This window comes from Paenibacillus sp. S02, from assembly GCF_019454065.1.
GTDB lineage: Bacteria > Bacillota > Bacilli > Paenibacillales > Paenibacillaceae > Paenibacillus > Paenibacillus polymyxa_B.
This window is the reverse complement of the sequence record NZ_CP073682.1, coordinates 813,499-839,759: the sequence shown is the minus strand read 5'-3', so window position 1 is coordinate 839,759 and position 26,261 is coordinate 813,499. Positions and strand designations below refer to the sequence as shown.

The following is a 26,261-nucleotide window of genomic DNA, read 5'->3' as shown; positions in this document are numbered from 1 at the left end:
TAGCGTTTACATTAGCTCCTGTTGTTATTTTCCCAAAAGCAGAGAAACAATGGAATACACAAATCAGGTTTCCTGGGTTTAAAAAACAGTGGGACTCCATACGCTCATCCCCGTTCATGTGATTTAATGTACTCGGAAGGCGTCATACCCGCCCACTTTTTGAACACCTGGCTAAAATATTGCGCGTTCCCGCCGAAGCCGAACCATTCCGCCAGCTCAAACACCTTCACGTCTCCGGTCTCCCGAATATGCTCAGCCGCACGTTCGATCCGATAACGATTGACGTAGTGGGAGAAGTTTTCACCCGTCACCTTTTTGAAAATCTTCCCTAAGTAGTCGGAATTCATATACAGCATTTGACCTGCCACTCCGTTCAGCGACAGATCGGATTTTCTGTAGTTTTGCTCAATAATAGTGATCATTTTATCAACGGTGGAAGATTGGCGATACACATTACTTTTATAATATATTGCGGTCATTCGTTCGGCAGCTTCTTGTACAAAAGATTTGAGACATGCCAGCGTTTTTTGCTCTGCCAGCACCACCATTCGGCTCGTAAACGCCGCACGCTCTTCTTCAGGGCATATACGGATCATAGCGGCATAGAGCTGAAGCACATAGGAGCGGGTCACGGAAATTTCCAGCTTCATACGGGACAGAATACCGAACAACCGATCCACTTCCTGTGCAACCTCCACCGTATTTCCAGCCTTGATCAGCAGACCGAACTTCTCCTCGTCCAGTTCCAAATCTGCCATCTCCCGGGTATCCTCAGCCGCTAAATCCTCCTTCGTAATCAGACTACCCTCCCCGGTGTAAAAACGGTGATTCATACAATGCAGTGTCTCCCGGTACATCCCCCGTGAATGCTGCATACTATCCGACTCACTAACTGCGACCGTTACCTCCAGCTTGTAAAAGCGATGAAATGTCGCACGTACCGCTTCAATTTGTTTCATAAACCGTGACGTATCATCCTCGCTTTCCAGCACGATGAGCAATTGCCCCTGCATGGTCGTACTGAGCAAGACATCATCCATTAAATCTGCCGCTATATTTTGCAATGCAAACAAATGCTCCGGCTCATGGGATTCCTCCACCCGCAGCAGTAGCATTCGAACCTGCTTATCTTGCAATTCAAGTCCGAATAACCGCTCATAAAATGCGATATCACGGCTACCGTAAGTTTTATAGGAAATAAACTCCTTCAAAAAGTGTTCCTTCACATGAGGCAGCATACGCTGAAAATCTAGCTTCATCCGGTTCACAAACTGCTTGCGTTCTTCCTGCTCCTCCCGCTCCTGCCCCAACTCGGTCAGAGCCTCATGAATTTGCCGCTCATTGCATGGCTTCAACAAGTAGTGCTTCACCCCGTATTGCATGGCCCGACAGGCATAGTCGAAATCTTTGTAACCAGACAACAGAATGAAACGAACGTCTGGAAAGTGCTCCGTCGTTTTGGCAACCAGTCCGATACCGTCTAGTCCAGGCATAGAGATGTCGCTAATCACAAAGTCAGGCGGGCTGGCCTGAATCTGATCATAAGCCTCAATCCCGTTACGTGCCGTACCAACCAATTTCGTTCCCGCTTTACCCCAATCAACCACCTGTGATATGCCTTCCAAAATCATACGCTCATCATCAACCAGTAGCACCTTGTACACGACCCTGATCCCCTTTCACATATGGAATACAGACATGAATCGACGTTCCTGTTCCTGACTCGCTATGCAGCTCTATCCCCCAAGGTGTACCAAATGTCAGGTTAATCCGTTCCTGAATATTCGTAAGTCCAATGCCCTGTCCACGAGTCGTGACCTGCCCGCTCCGCAGCTTTTCCAAGAAATCAGGCGTCATTCCCGGTCCGTCATCTTCAACTTGCAGAAACAGAGCCCCCTCGCTTTCTCTCGCAATAATAGCAATTCGACAGGGTTCAATCCGCGGCTCCAGCGCATAATGGATGGCATTCTCCACCAAGGGCTGAAGCGTTAGCTTCGGAATTTGCGCGTCCATCAGTTCTTCCGGGACATCCAGATGGAAAATGAGACGTTCATCAAAACGTGTTTTTTGGATCGTTACATAGCTCCTTACAATATCCAGTTCTTTTCGAAGCGGAATCAGCTGCTCTTCAAAACTAACCGCACTGCGCAGTAGAAAAGCAAGTGCTTCCACCATCTCTGAAATCCGATCCTGCTTATTGGCCTTGGCGAGCCAGTTCACGGATTCCAGCGTGTTGTATAAAAAATGTGGATTAATCTGTGCCTGTAGTGCCTTTAGCTCTGTTTCTCGCAGCAATAGCTGCTTGGCAACATTCTCATTAATGAGCTCACGAATGCGGCGAATCATTTTCTTATATGTCCGATGTAGCAAGCCTACCTCATCCTGTGTAGAAAGGGGGACCGCGCCAAGTGCTTCTTCTTCCAAACGGTCGAGATCGCCTTTTTCTATTTTACGCATGTTCTGGATTAGTTGAACGATCGGTTTGGTAATGCTCCCTGACAACCTAGCCCCCAGTGCCAATGCAATAAGAAGCATAATGACAAAAATAGCGCTTACAACTTCTTTAATGATCGTAATACTGCGAAACATATCATCGAAGGGGGTCATATGCAAATACGTCCAACCTGTATAAGAGGATTTGATTTGAGCAGCGAAGAAGGTCCCTCCTGAGTAGGTCGCAATCCCGTAAGGCTGCTTCCGACCAAGCTCGGCCTGAATATCACTCTCACTCAAAAGTGGTGTTTCGGGATAAATCATCCGCCTTCCATCTGTAATCATCAGTTGTCCGTCACGGCCGGAGGTCTGCACACGATCCGCTACAATCCGGTCAATTCGCACACGAATCGCAAGCGTTCCGAGCCCATTCAGTGTAAAATTGGAATCGGTAAAGGATTTGAACTGCCGAGCTGCCAGCAAGGAGGAATGGCCTGCCGCATACCATGCATTGGAACCGTCATGTTCGTCTGCCAGCTCCGACAGGGTGGATCGAAGCTCTTGGGGAATACCTTCGCGGTTGCCCGCGCTCATGACCTGTCCCTCTTTATCGATTACTATCATAGAATAGACATAGGTCTCAGAGCCGGCAAAGGCGACGAGCCTATTCGTTATTTTTTTACGCAGCACCATTTTGGCATAAGGTGACGTTTCCTTTTCTAATTGCAGCAAATAACGTTGAAGCTGCTCGTCCGTTGTTACCTTGAAAGTAACTTTTTCCACATCCTTCAGCTCATTTTCTATGCCGATTGAAGAAATATTGAGTACTTCGGATGTTTTTTTGTACATTTGATTATCATAAATATGAAATACGTACTTAAGTATGACTGCAACAACTGCAAAATTAACCAGCATAAGCACCGTAATCAGTAGTACCATTTTATGATGGATTCCAGCATTTTTGTAAGCGCTTTTAAAGTAGGTAATCAGTGAATGTCGCCTCCTTTATAACATACAAAATACCCCATGCCTTGGTCATTCGGCAAGAGGTATTTGTATTTGCTTAGCGTTGATCGGTTGGTTTCGATTTGTCCGCCTTGCTCATATATTCGTCGTATCGGTCATCAAGTTCACGTGCCATACTCCGGTATTTACGCGTCTCCTCAACAATGGGATCGATATGAGTCTGAACCCGCACCTCATATTTAGGGCTGAGCCGTTCCCGCTTTTTGGCCTCATTCTCACGAATTTCGCCTTCCGTCAGCAGTTCACTGAGCTGGCGTTCCAATTCTTCGGATTGGCTCATCGCGATTTCCTCCTTCTGGATGATGGTCTACGTAGAATTATAACCCGGTTGCGTCTGCTTCTTTCAGCACTTGAATAAGTTGAGAATGAATAGCTGTATTCGTAGCTGCAATATGCCGTACACTCAGGTCATAAGGTCTGCCCAATGTATCGGTGATGGTACCGCCTGATTCCTGTACCAGCAAAGCGCCCGCTGCTACATCCCACGCATTCAAACCAATTTCGCAATAAGCCGACAGCCGTCCTGACGCTACATAAGCCAGATGCAATGCTGCCGAGCCCAGCGCCCGAATGCCACGTACTTGAGGTGTAAGAACCTGCGTAATTTTCATATTTAGCGGTTGTGCATACGTACGGTCCGGTGGGAAGCCGATGCAGACCAGACTATCTCCCAGTGTTTCTTCTCTCGATGCTTGCATGCGATTGCCATGTACATACGCGCCTTTTCCTTTTTCCGCTACAAACATTTCATCACGGGACGGATCATAAATGACCCCGACAATCACCTCTCCACGATGAGCCAAGGCAATAGACACACTGTAATACGGCAGACTGTGTACAAAATTGGTAGTGCCATCTACCGGATCAATAATCCATAAATATTCCTCTTCACGGGCAGCCTCTAATGCACGAGCCGAAGCTTCGGCTCCCGGCTCTACACTCTCTTCACCCAAAATGGCATGATCGGGAAAATGGGTCAGAATCAGTCTGCGAATCATCTGCTCTGCACCTTTATCTACCTCGGTCACTAGATCCGTAGGAGACTGTTTGGTATTCAAATGTTCAACAGTTCCCAGTCTGCTCTTAATCCATTCCCCGGCTTTGGATGCCGCGTTGATAGCCACGGCAGTATAGCTTTTTCCTGATACGATATAGGGAACCTTTTCGTTTTCATGTTCGTTCAACGTGTTCACTCTACTTTCTATATCATTGTTACGTGGTTTACGAATCTGCCCTACAGCACAGTCTCTTAACCATCTCTGTTTCAGTACAAGTTTGCTAGTTTACACATTCTAGTATACACAATAAACTGCATAAAGTTTCTCTAAATGGGAGCTTTATCCGCGAAATGCCACTTTCTAAGGCATAATTTCTACGGAAGCCCCATCCAGCACTTTAACCCCATTGTCTTCCTGAAGGCACAGTTCATTCATCAATCCGAATAACGCTTCATCCTTAAGCTTGGCTTCAAGCATGACATCAATCCGATCCGTATATCCGGCAATATTGCGCAAAAAGGTAAGCAACGGCTCCACTAGAACACCGTCCGCATGGCCCCGGGGATCTTTTTCACTTTTGGGACTGGACGCATGGATTTTGGGTGGCAATGGATAATCAGCAGAAGATCCCGCTTGGGCCAAATCCCCTTTCCAGGTATCCAAAATATCCGGCCATAGCTCCCACGGCTTTTCCCCCTCATTATTCACCCATTGATGATGAATATCGAGAACCATCGGCAACCCCGTCAATTTGCAAGCCTCCAGCGTTTCCACCGCATTGAACGTTTTATCATCATTTTCCAGCGTTAACCGTTCTCTTAACGAAAGATCCAGCGCACTAACCTGCTCTACAAAACGCTGACCTGAGGTCACCTTATCTCCGTATGCACCACCAATATGAATGTTGTTCTTGGCTTCGGCACCGAGCCCCATGGCCTCCAGCATCGCTTTGTGGTACTTCAGATCATTAATGGAGCTCTGCAACACCTCAGGGCGGGGAGTGCTTAACACTGTAAAATGATCGGGGTGAAACGATACCCTCATCCTATTCGCCTTGACATAGTTCCCAACCTCTGCAAAGTCAGCAGCAAGCGCCTGAAAAGGGTCCCAATCCCGCAGATCCTGATGGGTCGCGAGCGGAATCAGCTTAGATGAGAAACGATAGACCTGGACATCACTCGCGCGATTATGGCGCAGTAGCCTCAACGTATTATGGAGATTTTCGGCTGCTATCCGTTCTAGCTTGCGGATCGCAGCTTCTCGGTCTCCAATCTTGTTAAAGCTGGCCATTGTCATGGTTTTAGAGGGGGATGCATTTTGTACAGTGACCGACATGGCTACATAACCGAACCTTACTATCATAGGGTGTCTTCCTTTCAGCAGTCGCAGTAGATGGTAAGGCCGCTTTCGTTCTGTGACCTAAAACCCTTTTCTACTGATCATACCCGGAAAAGCACCTGCTGATTCGGTGTTATCGCACAAATTGCAAGAAGGAAACAGCTAGGATTGCTGCTGTGCTCCAAAAAACATTTCATCCGCCAATGCGGTCTGAATTCTCGCTTCCTCTTCATTCAGCTTACGAATGAGAATCATTTCAACTTCGGTCACTTCATCGCCCTGGAAATTAATTTCGGCGATACAGCCCACAATCTGCACGATGGCTACTGCCACGTTATCCACGCTGTAAGCGATGACCTTCTGGCCTGTCGGAAACACGCGCAGCCCGGATTTAACCATTTTGCCACGTCCGTATTCCAGGAGTTCGTAAAGTTCTTGTTCGCTCTTGAATTTGCACACTGAGTTAAATTCAGTTTGAAAGCCCATGTGTAGCCGCCACCTTTCATGATTAAGGGTTTAGTGTTGTGCTCAAAGATATGCCATTTATATGAACAAAAAGGAGAGTGATCAGCTCCCCTTTGTTTCGTTTATGAGTTCTCGTAGTGCAGTGCCGACCTGCGCTCATAACGCTCCAGTGCAAGGGCAATCATGCGGTCCAGCAGACTTGCATAGGATACGCCTGTTTCTCTCCACAGTAATGGATACATACTGAACGGTGTAAAACCAGGCATTGTATTCACTTCATTAATAAGGATATGTCCGTCCGAGCGTCTGACGAAGAAATCGGCACGGGAAATCCCGCAGCCTTCCAGAGCGCGGAATGCCTGCAATGCGGCTTCACGAATACGATCTGCCACTTCCTCATCCAACGGTGCCGGAATAAGCATTTCCGATTGGCCATCTGTATATTTGGCAGCGTAATCGTAATAATCACTCGACGATACAATTTCACCCGGTACAGAGGCAATCGGCTCGTCATTGCCAAGTACGCTGACCTCAATCTCACGGGCATCGACATACTCCTCGACAATCACCTTCAGGTCAAATTGCAAAGCCAGATCTACAGCCTTTTCCAGTTCTTCTCGGTTGCTGGCTTTGGAAATACCGACACTTGATCCCAGATTGGCTGGTTTGACAAAGCAAGGATAACCTAGCTCGGTTTCCATGTTACGTACCAGATCATGACTGGTTTGGGCCCACTGTGTACTATTAAAATAACAGTATTTCACTTGCGGCAATCCTGCATGCTCAAACAGCTTCTTCATGACGCCTTTATCCATACCTGCTGCCGAAGCCAGCACTCCTGCACCGACATATGGCATATCCGCCATTTCGAACAGACCCTGAATCGTTCCGTCCTCGCCAAAGGTGCCGTGCAGCAACGGAAACAGCACATCCAGCGACTGCTCTCCGTACAGCTTGCCGAACAACGTATCTAATGCCGCCTTGGTGCCGCCCTCTGCCCGTTCCAGCTTCAATTGCTCTACAGAAGCCAGAGGAGCGCTTAATAGCGCCCCTCTACGCCAATCGCCAGCCTTCGTAATATAAAAAGGAATAATCTCGTATTTCTCATAGTTAAAAGCGTTCATTACGGCATACGCCGTTTGCAGCGAAACCTCATGTTCGCCCGATTTGCCACCGTACACCAGCCCTACGGTCAATTTTTGATTTGCCATGCCTATCCTCCGCTTTCCTGCTTTCGTCATTGTGACTGATTTGCATCACTGTACCTGTTATTCATCATCTCATTTAAAAATAGTCGGCGATGTGATAAAAGCGATATACCGTGTTGTCGGTCCACGCATACGAATTTTTATAGTCCCAATAACGATGTCTGGAGCTTACCGTATGTGCATTGACTAGCGGCATGCCGCCCGCATCAAAGGCCGTTACCACCGTGCTGTGCTGGAAGGTTCCGTCACCATCCCAATCGTAAAAAATGACGTCCCCCAGCATGAGCTGCTCTGGGCGACTCACCTGCTCAGCAGTCAACCCCCATGAACTGGAGCCCAAATACCGCTCCAGACTGTTGGAAACTGCCCAACTGTAGCTCCACAGCTCACGTCCGGCAACCCGTCCTTTATACCACCAGCCCGATTCTCTTTTACCAGTATAGTGGATCGGTGCCCCCCCTGCAAAGAGGCATTGCGAGATATAATTGGTGCAATCCACATCAAAACCTTCAAACTCCGGATTGAAGCTATCCCACCATTGATCTGCATAGGCCGCTGCTTCTTCGCGGCGATATCGGCTGGGACGTGCTGATGAACCAAAGCCCAGCACACCGCGATTCAACAGTGGCAGATTTCCTCCTTGATTAAACGAAGCCTGTTCAAAAGGAACCTCTCCCCCCGCTGGCTTCCTTTCTGCCGGATCGCGCTCAATTCTTGCTACCTGCCAGGCTTCACCCTCTCGTGTGAACGTCAGACGCTCCCGTTCAATCCGATCCTCCCGGTGAGTCATCCCACCCTTCTCATAAAAGAGTCGGACATGCAGTTGTACATCTACCACAGCCTCATCCGGGGTATCCTGCACCATTCGTAGCGGCTTGGCGCGTGTCTCGCTGCGTAGGGGAACAGCATCCCGTTCGTTGTACCACTGGTCCAATCTGGCCGCACGTGCTGCTCGTTCCATCCGCTGACCCACCTCCAGATACTCATCCGGCTGCGGTACACCATTCACCTCACTGCGATTGTATTGATTCACGTAAGCAAAAAGGGCCTGTTTCCATTCCCGCTCCCCCATCCCTATCCCTCCATATTCGTCCCGCTATCCTTTTCCGGGGATAACCGGAATGATGTATAACTTCCTTTCTTGCATCTCTGGTCTGATATGCTCTCTATCTATAAGTATGAATCTCTAAAGCTTGGTATGAACATCGAAACGCGAGGGAGCGGAACGTTTTATTTTCCAATCTGCAACACATCTTTTAGGCCAAAAAAACTTTACGGAACTGCCTGAAAACGGTATACTTAATCCAAAAGCAATCATTTTGAAATCACGTTTCATCTAATGAAACAAATTGTATTCATCACAACCTCTAACACGTAATGAACCACTGAAGATGTAATTGAGAACGCAACCAATTTAAACCAACTGTGCAAGACGTCGAAAAAACGACATCCCTATTTTCCCCCAAGCATCCACTTCAAGGAGGTAATACTTATGTCAGGAAAAGATCAATTCTCCATTGCCCGTAGTCTCGAAGTTAACGGTAAGCCTTATCGCTACTACAGTCTTAAGGCACTAGAGGAACAAGGAAAGAGCGGTATTGCCAAGCTGCCTTTCTCCATTAAAGTGTTGTTGGAAGCTGCGGTTCGCCAATTTGACGGACGCGCCATTACAGAAGAACATGTACAGCAGCTGACAGGCTGGGCTGAGGATCGGGACACCAACAAGGAGATTCCATTCATTCCTGCACGCATCGTGCTTCAGGATTTTACTGGCGTCCCGGTGGTTGTCGATTTGGCTGCCATGCGTGATACGGTGAAAAAAGCGGGCGGTGATCCGAAACAAATCAATCCACTCGTTCCTGTCGATCTCGTTATCGACCATTCGGTCATGGTCGATGCTTTCGGTACCAGTGATGCGCTGGATTACAATATTAATGTGGAGTTTGAACGCAACGAGGAGCGGTACCGTTTTCTGCGTTGGGCGCAAACGGCATTCAACAACTTCCGCGCCGTTCCGCCATCCACCGGTATCGTCCATCAGGTCAATCTGGAGTATCTCGCCTCCGTGGCCGCCACCAAAACCATTGACGGCGAAACGGTCGTCTTCCCGGATTCCCTCGTGGGAACAGACTCCCATACCACAATGATTAACGGCCTTGGTGTTGTTGGCTGGGGTGTCGGCGGGATTGAGGCAGAGGCGGGCATGCTGGGGCAACCGCTGTATTTTGTCACTCCCGATGTGATTGGCTTCAAGCTGACAGGCAGTCTGACGGAAGGCTCTACCGCTACCGATCTCGCGCTCACTGTAACGCAAATGCTGCGTAAAAAAGGCGTAGTCGGCAAATTCGTAGAATTTTACGGGCCTGGTCTGGCTAACATCAGCTTGGCTGACCGTGCGACGGTTGCCAACATGGCACCGGAATACGGCGCAACGATTGGCTTCTTCCCGGTCGATGCGGAAACGCTGGCCTACCTGCGCAGCACCGGACGTTCTGATGAGCAAGTAAGCCTCGTAGAGGAATATTACAAAGCCCAAGGCATGTTCCGCACATCCGATACGCCGGACCCTGTGTTCAGCGATACGATTGAACTGGATCTAGCTTCGGTTGTACCAAGTCTCGCCGGACCCAAACGTCCGCAGGACCGTGTTGAGCTTAGCCGCATGAAAGAAACGTTTGAAGGCATTATCCGTACTCCAGTGGACAAGGGCGGCTATGGACTGAGCGATGAAAAAATCGCACAGAAGATTCCGCTGACCCATCCGGACGGCTCCACCAGCGAGTTGGGTACAGGAGCAGTCGTTATTGCAGCTATCACAAGCTGCACGAATACCTCCAATCCAAGCGTTATGCTCGGTGCGGGCTTGCTGGCCAAAAAAGCAGTGCAGCGCGGGCTCAAAAAGCCAGGCTATGTTAAAACAAGCTTGACACCAGGCTCCCTCGTCGTGACGGAATACCTACAAAAAGCCGGATTAATCGGACCGCTCGAAGCCCTCGGCTTCCATGTAGCAGGCTACGGCTGCGCAACCTGTATCGGTAACTCCGGCCCACTTCCTGACGAAGTGAGTCAAGCCATCACAGACAATGATTTGACGGTTGGCGCAGTCATTTCCGGCAACCGGAACTTTGAAGGTCGTGTGCATGCGCAGGTCAAAGCCAATTATCTCGGCTCACCGCCACTGGTTGTCGCTTATGCGCTGGCAGGCACAGTGAACATTGATTTGGTGAATGATCCGCTCGGTTACGATCAGGACAATCAGCCTGTCTACCTGAAAGATATCTGGCCAACCTCCGAGGAGATCAAGGAAGCCATCAGCCTGTCTCTCAGCCCAGATATGTTCCGTCGTAAATATGAGAATGTATTTACTGCTAACGAAAAATGGAACTCCATTCCGGTTCCTGAAGGCGAACTGTATGAATGGGATGAAAAATCAACTTATATTCAAAATCCACCATTCTTTGAAAAACTTCAGGATGGCGTGCAGGATATCAAGGAAATCCGTAATGCCCGTGTGCTTGCCCTGTTGAATGATTCGGTCACAACGGACCATATCTCACCAGCAGGCAACATTGCACCTTCCAGCCCGGCAGGACTGTACTTGAAGGAGCATGGCGTGGAACGCAAGGACTTCAACTCCTACGGCTCCCGTCGCGGTAACCACGAGGTCATGATGCGCGGTACATTCGCCAACATCCGTATCCGCAACAATGTGGCTCCAGGCACTGAGGGCGGCGTGACCAAATACTTGCCAACGGATGAGGAAATGTCCATCTATGATGCATCCATGAAATATCAGGCAGCCGATCAGAACCTGATCGTCATTGCTGGTAAGGAATACGGCACAGGCAGCTCCCGTGACTGGGCGGCCAAAGGTACGCTTTTGTTGGGCGTTAAGGCTGTCATTGCGGAAAGCTTCGAGCGGATTCACCGCAGTAACCTGGTCGGCATGGGCGTGCTACCTCTGCAATTCCAGGAAGGCTATGGCTGGTCCAGCCTGGGTCTGAACGGTCGTGAAACGTTTGACATTCTTGGCATCGACAATGACGTGAAGCCGGGTCAAGAGCTTACGGTTGTGGCTAAACGCGAGGATGGCACGAAGTTCGAATTCCCGGTAATTGCCCGTCTGGACAGCACTGTCGATATCGACTACTACCACAACGGTGGTATTCTGCAAACCGTATTGCGTCAAATGATTCAAGCTTAATAATGTAACATCATATGTACAGAACTCCCGAGTGCAGATTTATCTGCGGATCGGGGGTATTTTTTTATCTGTATGAGAACCTATATAAAGTAAAAAACAGGACAAAAAAAGCCGATCCTCTCAGGACCGGCTTCCAAATTATATTCTCCTATAACCTTACCTTCGCACGCGAATTACTTCGAAATATCCAAAAAGCCCTCTCCGAACACGTCCCGCACGTCATGAATGGTGATAAATGCTGCTGTGTCGATGGCTTTCACTATCTTTTTAAGCGCTGACACCTCTTGTTTACTAATGACGATATACAGCACTTCTTTTGGATTTTTAGTGTAATAGCCGTGGCCTGACAGGACAGTAACTCCACGATCCATTTTCGTGATAACCATCTCGGCAATTTTATCTTGGTGCTCCGAAATGATCATGACCGCTTTTTTGGGGTTTAGCCCTTCGATCATGAAGTCCATCACCTTCGTACCAACGTACAAAATAACGATAGTTAGCATCAATTTTTCTGGACCAATAATAAAATAGGAAGAGAACGCGACAATCAAATCAAAAAACAGCAGGCCATAGCTGATATTCCAATCCAGATACTTGTTGGCAATTCGGGCTAAAATGACCGTTCCCGCCGTAGTGCCACCTACCCGTACAATTAAGCCAATGCCGACCCCCACCAAAACTCCGGCAAATACAGCATTAATCGTCGGCTCATGCGAATCAATCCGCCAGTTGACCGTTAAATGTAAAAACAGCGAGTTAAAAGCGACCGCAATTATAGTGTACAGGGTCGTTCTCTTGTCCAAAAATTTATATCCGACAATCAACAGCAAGCCATTAATCACCAGATTAACGATCGAGGGAGACCACTGAAACAGGTAGTACAGGATGATCGTGACCCCTGTAACGCCCCCCTCACCAAACTCATTCGGGATCACAAACAGATTAACAGCTAGCGCGAAAAAAAACGCACCCAGAATAATAAATGCGATATCTGCAATACTTTTTTTCATATATACTCTAATCCTTTCTCTAACATTTCAAAGGATGAATCGCCAGATGGATTGGCTGACTCTTGTTGTCAAAATACGCTGACAACCAGTTCATGGTATCTACTACCAAACATAAAGTCAATACAACTTTGACACTTTAATTCGCCACCAGACTGCCTCAATCCTGACTTGGATTTCGCAAAATTCTCCTTTTACAAGGTTATTCGACAAAAAAACACAATCCCGACTACTAAACTAAGAAAACGGGCCTCTAGCCCTTGTTTTAGACCTAGGCACATTTTCCTCTAAAACGACCATCCTCCTAATCGACATTTTGGACACATATGACCATCTTCCTGTTTTATGTCAAAAGCGTTTTACTTTGAAAAAATGTGGGTATAATGATTGAAACATTACCAAGCAACCTACATAGCATTACGACATCAAGTACATACAAATAGTCCTATACAGACGTCCTAAGCAACTCAATCTGAATTTGACAATATGGAATTGGAGGAATGACCTACATGAATACAATGAACTTAACCGTCCACACCCTGATGCCCTTTCACCACCAATACCAACGTGCCAACGCGGTGAGTATGCAGAAGAAAGAAGATAGCTCGGAGAAGAAGCTCAGCTTTCAGGACATTTTGAATGAAAAAATGGGTAAAAAATAAGGCGCCGTTTATCCGGTTACATGATCCCGCTTTACATAAGCTAACAAGCCGTAGTTCCCTACATCGACTGTAGAGAACCACGGCTTTTTTTAATTCATTTGCTCCTAAACTCACACGTTCGTTTTACTGACCTCCATCCCGATACTGCTCTGCCTTCTCACGCATCCCGGCAGCTACTGCTTCTTGAGTGTTCAGCCCCTTATCCGCTGCATAGGCGCGAATGTCCTGCGTGATACGCATACTACAAAATTTGGGACCACACATCGAGCAAAAATGTGCTTCCTTGGCGCCCTCTGCCGGTAGCGTTTCATCATGGTAGGACAAGGCCCGCTCGGGATCAAGCGACAGATTGAACTGGTCCCGCCAGCGGAACTCAAAGCGTGCCTTGGACAAAGCATCATCCCGCTGCTGCGCCCGTGGATGACCCTTCGCCAGATCGGCAGCATGTGCCGCAATTTTGTAGGTAATGACACCCTCGCGGACATCATCCTTATTGGGCAGACCCAAATGCTCCTTAGGCGTAACATAGCACAGCATGGACGTCCCGAACCAACCGATCATCGCCGCCCCGATGGCTGAAGTAATATGATCATATCCGGGGGCAATATCCGTCGTGAGCGGTCCCAAGGTATAGAAAGGAGCTTCCTTACAAATCTCCATTTGTAAATCCACATTCTCTTTGATTTTATGCATAGGGACATGTCCTGGCCCTTCAATCATGACCTGAACATCATGCTTCCAGGCGATTTGCGTTAGCTCGCCCAACGTTTCCAGCTCTGCAAACTGTGCTTCATCATTTGCATCATAGATACTACCCGGACGTAGACCATCCCCGAGAGAAAAGGCCACATCATAAGCTTTCATAATTTCGCAGATTTCTTCAAAATGTGTATACAAAAAATTCTCCTGATGGTGCGCAAGGCACCAGGCTGCCATGATCGACCCGCCACGGGATACAATTCCCGTCATTCTATTCGCCGTCATCGGTATATACCGCAGCAATACACCCGCATGAATTGTAAAATAGTCCACTCCCTGCTCCGCCTGCTCAATCAGCGTATCGCGATACAGCTCCCACGTCAGCGCTTCTGCTTCGCCGTTCACCTTTTCAAGTGCCTGATACAGCGGCACAGTCCCAATCGGTACAGGAGAATTTCGAATGATCCATTCACGTGTTGTATGGATATTACGGCCTGTGGACAGGTCCATAACTGTATCCGAGCCCCAACGCACAGCCCAGGTCATTTTCTCCACTTCCTCCTCGATGGAGGAGGTAACCGCAGAATTGCCAATGTTCGCATTGATCTTCACGTGAAAATGACGCCCAATGACCATGGGCTCACTTTCCGGGTGATTGATATTCGAAGGCAAAATGGCTCGTCCAGCCGCCAACTCCTGCTGTACAAACTCAGGCTCCACCCCTTCGCGGATCGCCGCGAATTCCATTTCGGGCGTAATGATCCCTTGCCGCGCATAATGTATTTGTGTCACTGTACGACCTTGCGAAGCACGAAGCGGACGGTTGGTCACGCCGGGAAATTCAACTGTCTCCCGTTTGGAGCCAGGTTTCAGTCCATTATCCTCCGGCTTGACGGCGCGTCCCTCATAAGCCTCCACATCGCCCCGTTCCAGTGCCCAAGCTCGCCGTAATGGAGGCAGGCCCTGACGAATATCGACCTGATAGGCTTCGTCAGTCATGGGACCGCTTGTATCATATACACGCAATGGCTCATGATGCTCCGTGCCCTGCGGCGTATGTGTAGGATGAAGAGCAATTTCGCGCTCTGGCACGGCAATGTCCGGCCGCGAGCCTTGAATATATACCTTACGGCTCCCTGGAAAGGGCGTTATCCCATTGGCTTGCTCCCCGTTTGTCTTCTCTACCTCAACTTCTTTTGTTCCTACCAATCTTACTTCTGTTGATTTCAATTCTGTTCCTTTTGTTCCTTCTGCTTCTGTCGGCTTCATTGTCCATTCCTCCCGTTTCGATGAAATGACACACCGATCCGGAACCATTCCCAGGGTGGCGCTGATCTATGCAAAAAAGCCGGTTCCCCAGGGAACCGGCTAATCTAACGAGGCAGCTATCCAGACAGTACGCATGTGGAATAATCCTATTCCAATGCGTCACCGTAGACAGCAGCCGCGTATACATTTCAATGGCCGATTACTTCCCTACGCTGGTATGATCCAGATCAGGTGCAAAGGGTCCGGAATCTTGCACGATTCCATCTCAGCCCGGCATTACAGGCTCCCCCAGTAACTGTGATACTTCTATTCACATGAGGCGGCTATAACAGACATCCCGCCATCCTTACCAGACTACTTTAAATTTATGGCTTTGGCAACCCTTCTAGGTTCCCTTTACCAAGGAGACGCTCCCCATCAAATCACTCTGCTTGCTTCAACTGTGTTCATTCTTGTTACGGAAGCATAAGCCCCATTTCCTTCGCCGCTTCAATCAAAATCGGAGCAAAGTCATGTAGCGTCTCGGGTGCAAGCCGACTGACCGGACCGGATACAGATAAAGCCGCAGTGACCTGTCCCTTCCGGTTTACAATTGGCGCAGCCACAGCAGCAGCCCCTGGCTCCCGTTCTTCATAGCTGGTCGCATAGCCCTTCTCGCGAATGTCCTGTAGCTGGGCTTTATAGACCTCCGGGTCTACCGAGAGCGGCCATTCATCCCCGCTTAGCAGGGCTTCCAGCTCCTGCGGCGGCATAAAGGCTGCCAGCACCTTGCTGGAGGCCCCTACAGCCAGCGGCATACGCGCACCTACAGGCGCAACTCTGCGGATCGCTTGATTGCTCTGCACGGCTTGTATGCGAATACGCATGCTGCCGTCCCGTAAGTACAAGCTGACCGTCTCGCCCAAACGGTCACGTAGTCCTTCCATTGCAGGCTGTAACAACACCGCCGGCTCGTCACTTTGGGACAAATGCGTGGATAGCTCCCAAATGCGGAAGCCAAGTCGATATTTTTCCGTTTCGGCATTCCGAACGACAAAGCCCCGATCCTCCAACGTAGTCAGCAGCCGATGAACCGTGCTTTTATGTAGACCAATTTTGGAGGCAATCTCCGTCAGGCCAAGATCCGAATCTGCGGTAAAACACAGCAGTATATCAAGTGCACGCTCTACAGCGCGAACGGTTAATTTACGGTCTTCCATCGTGAACCGCTCCTCTTGTATCCATATTCGTTTCACACTATGAAACATGGTTACATAAATTATATAGAATAGTCGCGGCTACTGTAAACCGATGTTTTTGTGACAACCATATTACAGAACGAGAACAAACATCGACAATTCTTTGCATCATTTTTACTTTTCCGGTTCAGGCGTTGACTTTGGATAATCCCCATCATACGATAATAGGTATCTATACGGATCTACACTATCATTTTCAAGTGGAATTATACCTATATTCTATGAAATGAAGATCAATTTTGTATAAGGAGGCTCTTACATGATTTCGACATCCCAGCGCAACTCTCAGCTACAGACCGCTGTTCAGGAGCCGTCCACCCCACTCTCTAATCCCCGTCTGCTGCGGTTCAAGCACGTTGTGATTGCTCTGCTGCTGTCGGTCGTCTTTTTTCTGTTGTTTTGTTTTATTGCCTTGCATGCTTACATCGCATGGGTACTTACGAATCCCACCGTTGCACCGCTGTACTCTAATCCGATGCAGGCCAAAAGCATGCCTTATGAGGAAGTCAGCTTCCCTGCCAAGGATGGTAGCCGCATGGTACAAGGCTGGTATATCCCGGCAGATCAATCGCGGAAAACGATTATTTTCAGCCATGGTTATGGAGCTAACCGCGAAGAAAGCTGGATTCCCATGTATGATCTGGCGCATTATGCCCACAGTTTGAACTTTAATGTGGTGATGTTCGATTATGGATTCGCGTCACAAAACAGCAAAGCAGTCGCGACCGGAGGCAAAGCGGAATCCCAACAGCTTCTCGGGGCAATTCAGCTTGCGAAGCAACGCGGCTCGTCGGAAATTATCGTATGGGGCTTCTCTATGGGGGCAGGAACCGCTCTTCAGGCAGGCTTGCAAACCAAGGATGTGGACGCAATGATTTTGGACAGCACTTTCCTGCTGGAACCGGATACGCTGTACCATAACATTCACAATCAAATTAATCTGCCAAGACATCCGTCTTTGGAAATTCTGGAGTTGCTGTTTCCAGTATTGAACGGCACCAGCTTGCATCAGATTCCATATCAGGAGGTTAAAAAGGAAAACTATCCGTTCCCGATCATGTTTGTGCATGGTACACAGGATGAAAAAGCTCCTTATCCTATTGCGGAAAAGCTCGCTGCCAATCAAACCAACCCACTTTCCAGTGTATGGATTGTTAAAAACGGGATACATGAGCTTATTTTCAGAGAGCACCCTCGTGAATATTTGCGACGGGTATCGACGTTTCTAAGCAGTGTACAGGAGCTGGAGGACAAGAAAACCGTCGCTGATGCCCACAAACAAACGACTACGAAGTAAATTTTTCGAAGAACTGTATTCTATTCTTCGTCTGAAAGAAGCCTGTCTATGGACACTTAACCCGTGCCGTAGCTGGGCTTCTTTTTCGTTTTCCATGGTTATTCATTGTTCTACGTAACAGATGTGACCAGATTAAGGGAGTTCATAGACATATTCCCGATGGGACAGCGAATATACTGGGTACGTATGCATCCAGGGCAGATCTGCCAGATCCGCCGGATAGCCATAGTAGGATACGGGAGGTAAAAAACGATGCTGAGTACTTATGGGTCTTTCCTGCCCTTACGTGTGCTGGAGGAAATTCGGCATTGGAAGCAGCAGGAAAGTTGGCATGTGGAAGTAATTAAATCCGCTACCGAGGGACTGGAGCCTACTTATGTACGGCTGCTGGATGATTGGCGGACTGTATTCGAACAGACGGAACGCACCGCCATAGAGTTGCTAGAAGAGCAACGGAGCGCACTCGATCCGGCAGATCAGGCGTGGCATCAGGAATGGAAACAGATGTCGGCTGCTCCACAAGCACATACACACGAATTCACTGAACATTCAAAACAGTCAAGGGGATTAGACGCAACATCATCTGTAAAGATGCCATTGTCAGAGTCAGCCTTAAACTCTCAGCCTGACTCACAAGAATTAAATCGTCGACTGGACGATTTGTTGCAAACCGCAAACCGTCAGTCACAGGAGTATGTACGACAGCTCGGTCTGCTGAGCGAGCACAGTCATGCATTGCGTCAGCAGCCAAAATCCGCCGGAGTTGTATTACACGCGGCACATGAAAGCCAATATTTCCTGATCTCGACAACCCCCTTTCAAGAACCTGGCTCCATCGCAAGGGCTGCTAGGTTGTATCATGTAGCGGCAGAGGGTGAGAATTACCCAGAGGAAGCGTTTCGAGAACGGCAGGCAGGCATAAGGGGAGAAGGCGCATGGACGACTAAAGGCGTCAAGTCCAGCCAGGCACAACCTTCGGCAACGGAAAAATCCTCACCCGGCCGGTCGGTTCCTATTGGGGGACATCGGCTACCGCCGCTCCCTTACCCCTATAATGCGCTTGAACCGTATATTGATGAGAAAACGATGCGTATTCACCATGATAAGCATCATTTGAGCTACGTGAATGACCTGAATAAAGCGGAAAAGAAGCTGGAAGAAGCCCGAAAAACAGGTGATTTTGACCTCGTAAAACATTGGGAACGTGAACTGGCATTTAACGGCGCAGGCCATTATCTGCATACTCTTTTTTGGACGATCATGAGTCCTCAAGGCGGTGGAAACCCAAGCGGACCGCTGGCTGAACAGATTAAAAAGGATTTTGGCAGCTACGATGCATTCAAAAAGCAATTCAGTTCGGCAGCCGAAAAGGTCGAGGGTGGCGGCTGGGCTATCCTGGTATGGAGTCCACGCGCGGGACGGCTTGAAATTTTGCAGGCCGAAAAGCACCAGAATCTGACTCAATGGGAGTCCATTCCGCTGCTGGCGATAGATGTATGGGAACATGCATATTACTTAAAGCATCAAAACGAGCGCAACAAATACATTGAGGATTGGTGGCATGTCGTTAACTGGCCGGAGGTTGCAGAGCGCTATACACAAGCCTCCAAACTGAGATGGCAACCCTTCTAAGCTTCTAAGCTAAAGAAAGACTACACCTGCAAATCGTATCGCTCTCTGAGCGCTGCTATTTGTTCGGTCAATCCTTCCGGGTGTACCAGCCAGCCATCGGCAGGTAAAATGGCTGCCTGGCTCTCGACGACACGACGCAGAGATGCCGTGTACGCCTCAACAGACGGCACGCCAGCCAGCTCTGTCAGGCTACCCATCGTTGCTGGATTCACCCGGGGGTAATCCTGCTGCTGCACGCCTGCCGACGTGTCCCCGGCTGCCTCTGTATAGAACTGCTGCACCGCCTGTGCACGCTCTGCACCGCTGCCCTCAATCATCACGAAGGCTGTGATGATATACGCCTTGGCTTGGCGCCGCTGTGCAATGCCGCAAAACTTGCGGCCCCGGACGCTGACATCGTAATCCCCGGGACAGAAGGACCCGAGGATTTCTCCGGTCTGCGCCTCGCCAGACCACGGAACCAGCGCATCGGCAATTAGCGCTGCCATGAGCCGAAAATCTTCATGCAGGCTGATGGCCCGCTGTGGATTCGGCAGGATCAAGGACAGGTTCAGTACCCCCCTGTCCAGCATGACAGCTGCTCCACCCGAAGGGCGTACGCATACCGAGGTTCCCGCGTTGCGCACTCGCTCCATCGCCTGTGGGGCGTAGGGAAGCCTGCGGTCCCGGTGACCGATCACAAGCGCTGACGGATGCCGCCATAGATGCAAAATGGGTGCAGCTCCTTTCCCTACTTGCCGACAGGCCAGCTCCTCCCAAGCCAGCGGAGACAAAACATCCTCCTGAGTGGCCGCGAGTGGCGTTTCAAACCACTGCAACTCAGGCAAAGCTGTTGTTTTTTCTGTTGATCTATGTACATTCTCCATACGTTATCCCCTATCTTAAAAATAACTGTTATCCATAGGCAAATCGTAATTTTAAGGCAGCTATCCCGTCGTCTCTATTTCTGATGTTAACAAAAAAAGGTGGCTACGCCTATGCGTAAACCACCCTTTTTTTGTTCATCACATAAACGTCTTGCGATGTTCGATCAATCCTTGAGCAGCGACAAAAACTCTGCGCGCTGCGCTGCATCATCACGAAACGTACCGCGTACTGCAGACGTTACCGTTTTGCTGCCAGGCTTTTTGACACCTCTTGCACACATGCACAGGTGCTCGCCTTCCACGACCACCATAACCCCGTGAGCGGAGACCGCTTCATTTAAAATATCAGCGATCTGTGATGTAATACGCTCCTGTACCTGCAATCGGCGGGTCACTGCCTCTACCAGACGTGCAAGCTTGCTCAGTCCTACAATTTTGCCGCTGGGTACATAGCCGATATGCACTTTTCCGAAGAAAGGAGCCATATGGTGCTCACACTGGCTGTAATAGACGATGTCCTTTACGATCACAAGCTCCTCGTGATTCTCGTCAAATGTCACACCCAACGCATCCCGGGGATCAACCTCATAACCCGCAAATATTTCCTCATACATGCGCGCAACGCGTGCCGGTGTTTCCAACAACCCTTCACGCTTGGGGTCCTCACCGATCAGTTGTAAAATCTGCTCCACATGGTACTCGATTTTATCCCGGTTATCCGCAGCTTTGCGGTTAATATAATCTTTTACGCCAGCCACAGTAATCCTCCTCTATGCAGCAACCTCATGCGGCATCCGTGCTCTCGTTGCTCATTATTTCCGACGGCCCTGATTTTTACGCGGACCAGGCTGATTTTTGGAGAACTGTTGGTTCTTCATCATCTGCTGGGCTTTTTGCATTTGTTTCCCATTCAAGTTGTAACCCATCTGTTTGGCCATTTTTTGCAGCGTTTCAGGGTCGTTTTGCATCTTTTCAAGCTGTTTACGAAGATAATAAGCACCGATGAAAAATCCCCCAACCAAACCAGCAATCAGGGTAATAATCGGAATGACAATATTCCACACCACGAAGTCGTCACCTCTGTATATTTATATGAAACATCTTGAATTGCACGAACCTATCATAGCAAAACATGGGACAGCTAGCAAATCACTTTTTGCAAACATATGTCCTTATTGTTTCTCCAAATCCAGCAGCTTCGTCTTGACTGGTAAGCCTCCAGCATAACCGACCAAACTTCCGTTTGCACCCGATACCCGGTGACATGGAAACAGGATGGGTAACGGATTTTTGTTATTGGCTCCACCCACAGCACGTACCGCCTTGGCTCGTCCGATCGATTCCGCAATATCTTTGTAGGACACACTTTGCCCGTACGGAATATTTTGCAGTGCACGCCATACCTGCTCTTGAAAAGGAGTGCCTCTCAAATCATAGGCTATACTGAATTCCCGTCGTTCTCCCGCAAAATATTCACGCAATTGGTCTGCGGCTTCGCGCAGTTTTTCCGGCTCCTGCACATAGACATATTCCCCAATCCATGTGCGAGCCCATTGCTGAAGCAATGCTTCCTTCGCATGAAAAACGCCATAGTCTATTCGGCACAGCCCCCGATCCGTAGCGCACAGCGTCAACGTGCCCACAGGTGTCTCCATCTCATCATAATAAATGGTGGTTGGACCCTGTGAATCCCCGGCCGTTACTTCTGATTTTGGTAATTCAGACGCCTTTTGCTGTTCTGCCTGCTCTTGTTCCTCTAGTTTGGAATGCGCTTGCGCGATCATTTCGCGTACTTGCTCATGTTGTTCCTTCTCTGATGCTTGCTTGATCGCTGTCATAGCATTTTCCCCTCCTATTCGACTCAAAGCCCATGCCGCCGTGCCTCGCAGCTCGGGACGCGGATCATTCAATAAAACCTCCGTTAACTTGGGCACTGCGCTGATATCTTTGAAATTGCCCAGTCCAATGACTGCATTGCGTTGAATGGGCTTCTTCCCTCGCCAAGCCGCCGCACTTTGTCCAAATCGGTCTTTGAATTCACGGTTGCTCAAATCCAATAACGGCAGCAGCAACGGCTTCACAATTTCAGGATCGGGTGTAAGCTCGGGATGGTGATCCCAGTTGAGACCCCGATTTTTGGGGCATACCATTTGGCAGGTATCACATCCGTACAGCCGATTCCCTATCTTCCGCATAAACTCCTCATCCAGAAAGCCCTTCGTTTGCGTCAAAAAGGACACACACCGCTGGGCATTCAGCTGTCCAGGACCCACAAGCGCGCCCGTAGGACAGGCATCCAAACATTTGGTACACTCGCCGCAACCATCCGTTACCGGTTCATCTGGCTGGAAAGGAATGTTCGTCAACAGCTCACCTAGATAAATCCATGATCCCAGCGTCGGTGAAATCATCATCGTATTTTTGCCGCTAAAGCCAATCCCTGCGCGTTCCGCAACGGCTCGATCCGACAATTCTCCGGTATCCACCATGTTTTTCAATATGGCATCAGGTACCCGCTCACTTATAAAAGCCTCAAGCTTTTCCATCGCTTCGCGTAGTACCAGATGATAATCTTTCCCCCAGGCTGAACGTGCCAAAATACCACGGTACTTCCCCTTGTCCGACTTCGGCGGGTCCTTCATTTTGGAAGGGTACGCCACCGCAATAGCAATCAGAGATGCAGGCTGTGAGCCATACAGCTCCGGGTAGATCCGCTTATCAATATCTGGCTCTTCAAAGCCGGATTCATAGCCTTTCGCACGATGCTCTTCCAATATAGCTTTCAGAGACAGAAAGGGGTCGGCGGATGCGAACCCGATGGAGTCGATACCCAGCCCTGGGGCTGCCTCAATAATTTCCTGCTTGAGCGAAGCCCAAGTCGAAGCGGTTCCGGCAGCCGCCTGAGTCAATCCGCGTTGCATCCGATACTCACCTCTCTTCCACTTTTTATCATTACAGATATGAGGATTTGCAAAATTCTCATATCTCAAATTTCAACAGAAAACAGCAGCAGATGCTACCGTAAATTTTTAACAGCACTGGTCGCCAGAAAATCACAGCGATTATTCAGTTCATTGTCACTGTGCCCCTTAACCTTCACATATTCAACCTCATGCTTACCCATCAGTTCCCACAATTCTTCCCATAGTTCCTTGTTCTCCACTGGCTGATTTTTACTGTTGCGCCAGCCATTACGAAGCCAATTCTTAATCCAGCCCTGTTTGAAGCAATTGACGACATAGGCAGAATCACTGTGTACTTTCACATGGCAAGGCTCCTTGAGCAGCTTCAGTGCTTCAATCACAGACTTGATCTCCATACGGTTGTTTGTCGTCATTTTCTCGGCACCTGACAGCTCTTTTCGATGTTCCCCATACAGCAAAACAATCCCCCAGCCCCCAGGACCCGGATTTCCCGAACAAGCACCGTCGGTATATACCATCACTTCTTTCATCATCCTCTTCCTTTCCTAATCGGTAACCGCCTGCTCCGTCATGGTCCTGATCGGTTCGGACGTGTTCCGCATTAATTTCAGACTTTAGTTGCTCTATAGCCATTTCCACTCAGATATCGGCCAAAATATAAATTCTGCACGTCCCAGTAAATCTTGAGATTTAATGCTGCCAAAATAGCGGCTATCCTTGCTTGCTGCAGTATGGCGATTATCTCCCATGACAAAAAAGTGCTCCGGCTCCACCGTAAAAGGACCATAATCACCATCCTCCACGTCAGAGTTGGTGTAAGGTTCATTTAGCAGTTCACCGTTCACATACAAATGATTATGTTCAACCCGGATTACATCTCCGGGAATACCTATGACTCTTTTCACTAAAAATCTTGGACTCGACAGCTTGGAATCGGGATCTTTTAAAATCACAATGTCCCCCCTGCCCGGATCATGAAAATTATAAACCAGCTTGTTGACGAACAAATGCTGGCTTTCCATTAGCGTCGGCTGCATCGAATGTCCTCTGACCGTGGACAAGTTAAATACAAACAGGTTCAGAAGCAGCAAGACGACCATGGCGATCAGAAGAGTGACTAACCAATCGCGTATGTAACCAGAGCGACCTGCTGGTTTGGACGTTTCCGGCGAGGGAAGTGGGCCTGACGAAGGAGCCAAAGCGTCCATAATTAAACCTCCTCAACCCTGTTATAAATAGAAAAGCATATCCCGTACCCGATTGCAACGGTTACTCAGATATGCTCTAAATGTAAATATTATACTTAATGTTATTCAATTCTCTTTATTTCGATTCCCGATTAATGAGGCGCCAAAATACTCAGCTTCTGAAAAGCCTGTAAAATCTGGCTTGCTCCATAGCCCATCGCTTCGTACAAAGGCATGGCCGCACTGTTATGCTTGTCCCCTGCTACCCAAATACGGCTAACCTTACGTTGCTGAAAACGCTGCTCCATGGACTCCACAAGCGATTTGCCGATTCCCATCCGACGACGATCTGGGTGAATAGCGATACGATAGTAACAACCATCATTCTGATCGATCGTGCCGATCAAAGCACCAACGATCTCACCCTCTTCTTCTGCAACGATGATCAAACCGGAATCCCACGAAAGCTGACGGGCAAACGCACTCACCGTCTCTTTGTAGCACTCCTCTGACAAGGCAATTTGCATGAGTTCCGTTACTGAGTTCACATCACTTAATTGAAAGGAACGAACGTGCATAAGTAATATCTCCCTTTTCGTAAGCATAATAAAAAAATTGAGACAGCACCGTCATTTTTACATAAATCCTTAAATTTCTTATCATGGTGTTAATCACAAGGCATTATGATAAAAATGCATACGATCTGCTATATATGAAATGAAGAACAGGAAAAGGGTGTATGCCCTCAAGTTCGTCATGTCATAGACATGACAGATTATAGCAGACGACAAAAAAGCCGAAATTTCTGCTTCCTTGACCATTAAACCATACTTTTTGACGGAATACATCCCTTTTTCTCATGTAAGCGCTGTATATAAAGCGTTTACATTTTAATGTTCACAATTTACCTCTTATTACCTATGTATTATGTATTCCAATCGGGTTTTTGGACATGCTAGCTACCAGGCCGTATTGCCCAGTTTGCTATTTTACAAACAAAAATGTTGATTAAATAGGCTGAATGCGGTTTAATATAACTGTCGAGGGTATTATTACATAGGAACACTTACCCAACCATATAACCAGGAGGGATTTTACTATGGCATTTCAATTACCAGAACTTCCTTACGCAAAAGACGCACTGGAACCGCACATTGATGCACTGACAGTAGAAATTCACCATGATCGTCACCATAACACATATGTAACGAACTTAAACGCAGCTCTGGAGAGCGCTCCTGAATTGCAAAGCAAAAGCCTGGAGGATCTGATCTCCAATCTGGACAGCGTTCCTGAAAGCATCCGCACTGCGGTTCGCAACAACGGTGGTGGACACCACAACCACAGCCTGTTCTGGGAAGTTATCGGTCCTAACGGCGGTGGACAACCGACAGGTGCTATTGCTGAAGCAATCAGCAACGAGCTGGGCGGCTACGACAAATTTAAAGAAGACTTCACTAAAGCAGCTACAACACGTTTTGGTAGCGGCTGGGCTTGGTTGGTTGTCGGCAAAGACGGCAAACTGGCGATCACTAGCACTCCAAACCAGGATAGCCCGCTGTCCGAAGGTCTGACTCCGGTACTTGGACTGGACGTTTGGGAGCATGCTTACTACCTGAAATATCAAAACAAACGCCCAGACTACATTGCAGCATTCTACAATGTAATCAACTGGGATGAAGTAAACAAACGTTACGCGGCTGCAAAGAAATAAGCCAGTAACAACATCTCTATCCTATAATAAAGGGCTGTCTCAAAAGTAGATTTTCTACGAATGAGACAGCCCTTTTGGCATTGCATGGTAAACT

23 protein-coding genes and 1 riboswitch are annotated in these 26,261 nt (G+C 48.5%); of the genes, 5 read left to right on the top strand and 18 right to left on the bottom strand.

Annotated elements, in window-relative coordinates:
• Positions 1-104: 104 nt before the first annotated feature.
• The 8 genes from KAI36_RS03765 to KAI36_RS03730 form a co-directional block, all read right to left on the bottom strand.
• Complete coding sequence (locus tag KAI36_RS03765) at positions 105-1,664, bottom strand: response regulator transcription factor (protein ID WP_076160626.1); 1,560 nt, start codon at positions 1,662-1,664, stop codon at positions 105-107.
• Positions 1,642-3,372 carry a sensor histidine kinase gene (locus tag KAI36_RS03760; protein ID WP_258297301.1) on the bottom strand — a complete coding sequence of 577 codons (1,731 nt, stop codon included), beginning with the start codon at positions 3,370-3,372 and terminating at the stop codon, positions 1,642-1,644. The genes KAI36_RS03765 and KAI36_RS03760 overlap by 23 nt, the downstream gene beginning before the upstream one ends.
• Positions 3,373-3,496: 124 nt before the next feature.
• Positions 3,497-3,739 (bottom strand): hypothetical protein, encoded by a 243-nt coding sequence (locus KAI36_RS03755; protein ID WP_076293115.1) that lies wholly within the window; start codon positions 3,737-3,739, stop codon positions 3,497-3,499.
• Positions 3,740-3,776: 37 nt separating this feature from the next.
• Positions 3,777-4,643 carry an inositol monophosphatase family protein gene (locus KAI36_RS03750; protein ID WP_023987010.1) on the bottom strand — a complete coding sequence of 289 codons (867 nt, stop codon included), beginning with the start codon at positions 4,641-4,643 and terminating at the stop codon, positions 3,777-3,779.
• Between the two features lie 174 nt (positions 4,644-4,817).
• On the bottom strand, positions 4,818-5,819 hold the full coding sequence (gene uvsE / locus KAI36_RS03745; protein WP_220026991.1) for a UV DNA damage repair endonuclease UvsE: 1,002 nt from the start codon (positions 5,817-5,819) through the stop codon (positions 4,818-4,820).
• Positions 5,820-5,957: 138 nt separating this feature from the next.
• Positions 5,958-6,281: a hypothetical protein gene (locus KAI36_RS03740; protein ID WP_023987008.1), complete on the bottom strand. Its 324-nt coding sequence runs from the start codon at positions 6,279-6,281 to the stop codon at positions 5,958-5,960.
• Between the two features lie 101 nt (positions 6,282-6,382).
• A complete protein-coding gene (locus KAI36_RS03735; protein WP_025722150.1) occupies positions 6,383-7,471 on the bottom strand; it encodes a D-alanine--D-alanine ligase in 1,089 nt (362 codons plus the stop codon).
• 73 nt (positions 7,472-7,544) lie between these two features.
• The gene (locus KAI36_RS03730) at positions 7,545-8,540 is read right to left on the bottom strand and encodes an amidase domain-containing protein (RefSeq protein WP_220026990.1); all 996 of its coding nucleotides are present in this window, start codon (positions 8,538-8,540) and stop codon (positions 7,545-7,547) included.
• Between the two features lie 420 nt (positions 8,541-8,960).
• Here KAI36_RS03730 and acnA point away from each other — a divergent pair, with 420 nt between their 5' ends.
• Positions 8,961-11,672, top strand: coding sequence for an aconitate hydratase AcnA (gene acnA / locus KAI36_RS03725; RefSeq protein WP_220026989.1), 2,712 nt, complete (start codon positions 8,961-8,963; stop codon positions 11,670-11,672).
• Between the two features lie 173 nt (positions 11,673-11,845).
• Here the strand turns inward: acnA and KAI36_RS03720 are convergent, their stop codons facing one another.
• Positions 11,846-12,682, bottom strand: a complete 837-nt coding sequence (locus tag KAI36_RS03720) for a YitT family protein (RefSeq protein ID WP_023987004.1) — start codon at positions 12,680-12,682, stop codon at positions 11,846-11,848.
• A gap of 506 nt (positions 12,683-13,188) precedes the next feature.
• On the opposite strand from KAI36_RS03720, the gene KAI36_RS03715 reads away from it, so the two are divergent.
• Entirely contained in the window at positions 13,189-13,341 is a 153-nt protein-coding gene (locus tag KAI36_RS03715) for a hypothetical protein (protein ID WP_010348453.1), read from the top strand.
• 123 nt (positions 13,342-13,464) lie between these two features.
• Here KAI36_RS03715 and thiC read toward each other — a convergent pair whose 3' ends face one another.
• Both thiC and KAI36_RS03705 read right to left on the bottom strand, forming a co-directional pair.
• On the bottom strand, positions 13,465-15,309 hold the full coding sequence (gene thiC / locus KAI36_RS03710) for a phosphomethylpyrimidine synthase ThiC (protein ID WP_258382242.1): 1,845 nt from the start codon (positions 15,307-15,309) through the stop codon (positions 13,465-13,467).
• 187 nt (positions 15,310-15,496) lie between these two features.
• Positions 15,497-15,609: riboswitch (TPP riboswitch) on the bottom strand.
• A 155-nt stretch (positions 15,610-15,764) separates the two neighbouring features.
• Positions 15,765-16,508, bottom strand: coding sequence for an IclR family transcriptional regulator (locus KAI36_RS03705; protein WP_028541007.1), 744 nt, complete (start codon positions 16,506-16,508; stop codon positions 15,765-15,767).
• Positions 16,509-16,806: 298 nt separating this feature from the next.
• On the opposite strand from KAI36_RS03705, the gene KAI36_RS03700 reads away from it, so the two are divergent.
• Both KAI36_RS03700 and KAI36_RS03695 read left to right on the top strand, forming a co-directional pair.
• Positions 16,807-17,844: an alpha/beta hydrolase gene (locus KAI36_RS03700; protein WP_220026988.1), complete on the top strand. Its 1,038-nt coding sequence runs from the start codon at positions 16,807-16,809 to the stop codon at positions 17,842-17,844.
• A gap of 252 nt (positions 17,845-18,096) precedes the next feature.
• Positions 18,097-19,476, top strand: coding sequence for a Fe-Mn family superoxide dismutase (locus tag KAI36_RS03695; RefSeq protein ID WP_220026987.1), 1,380 nt, complete (start codon positions 18,097-18,099; stop codon positions 19,474-19,476).
• A gap of 20 nt (positions 19,477-19,496) precedes the next feature.
• Here KAI36_RS03695 and KAI36_RS03690 read toward each other — a convergent pair whose 3' ends face one another.
• The 7 genes from KAI36_RS03690 to KAI36_RS03660 all read right to left on the bottom strand — a co-directional run bounded on the left by KAI36_RS03690 (position 19,497) and on the right by KAI36_RS03660 (position 25,031).
• Entirely contained in the window at positions 19,497-20,342 is an 846-nt protein-coding gene (locus tag KAI36_RS03690) for a lipoate--protein ligase family protein (protein WP_220026986.1), read from the bottom strand.
• Positions 20,343-20,506: 164 nt separating this feature from the next.
• Positions 20,507-21,100, bottom strand: coding sequence for a GTP cyclohydrolase I FolE (gene folE / locus KAI36_RS03685; protein WP_013308743.1), 594 nt, complete (start codon positions 21,098-21,100; stop codon positions 20,507-20,509).
• 54 nt (positions 21,101-21,154) lie between these two features.
• On the bottom strand, positions 21,155-21,409 hold the full coding sequence (locus KAI36_RS03680) for a YneF family protein (protein WP_013308742.1): 255 nt from the start codon (positions 21,407-21,409) through the stop codon (positions 21,155-21,157).
• Positions 21,410-21,514: 105 nt separating this feature from the next.
• Positions 21,515-23,263 (bottom strand): tRNA epoxyqueuosine(34) reductase QueG, encoded by a 1,749-nt coding sequence (gene queG / locus KAI36_RS03675; RefSeq protein WP_220026985.1) that lies wholly within the window; start codon positions 23,261-23,263, stop codon positions 21,515-21,517.
• Between the two features lie 95 nt (positions 23,264-23,358).
• Entirely contained in the window at positions 23,359-23,796 is a 438-nt protein-coding gene (gene rnhA / locus KAI36_RS03670) for a ribonuclease HI (protein WP_023986996.1), read from the bottom strand.
• Positions 23,797-23,889: 93 nt separating this feature from the next.
• Positions 23,890-24,474, bottom strand: a complete 585-nt coding sequence (lepB, locus tag KAI36_RS03665) for a signal peptidase I (protein WP_025722634.1) — start codon at positions 24,472-24,474, stop codon at positions 23,890-23,892.
• 131 nt (positions 24,475-24,605) lie between these two features.
• Complete coding sequence (locus KAI36_RS03660) at positions 24,606-25,031, bottom strand: GNAT family N-acetyltransferase (RefSeq protein WP_023986994.1); 426 nt, start codon at positions 25,029-25,031, stop codon at positions 24,606-24,608.
• Positions 25,032-25,552: 521 nt separating this feature from the next.
• Here KAI36_RS03660 and KAI36_RS03655 point away from each other — a divergent pair.
• Positions 25,553-26,167, top strand: coding sequence for a superoxide dismutase (locus KAI36_RS03655; RefSeq protein ID WP_023986992.1), 615 nt, complete (start codon positions 25,553-25,555; stop codon positions 26,165-26,167).
• Positions 26,168-26,261 lie beyond the last annotated feature (94 nt).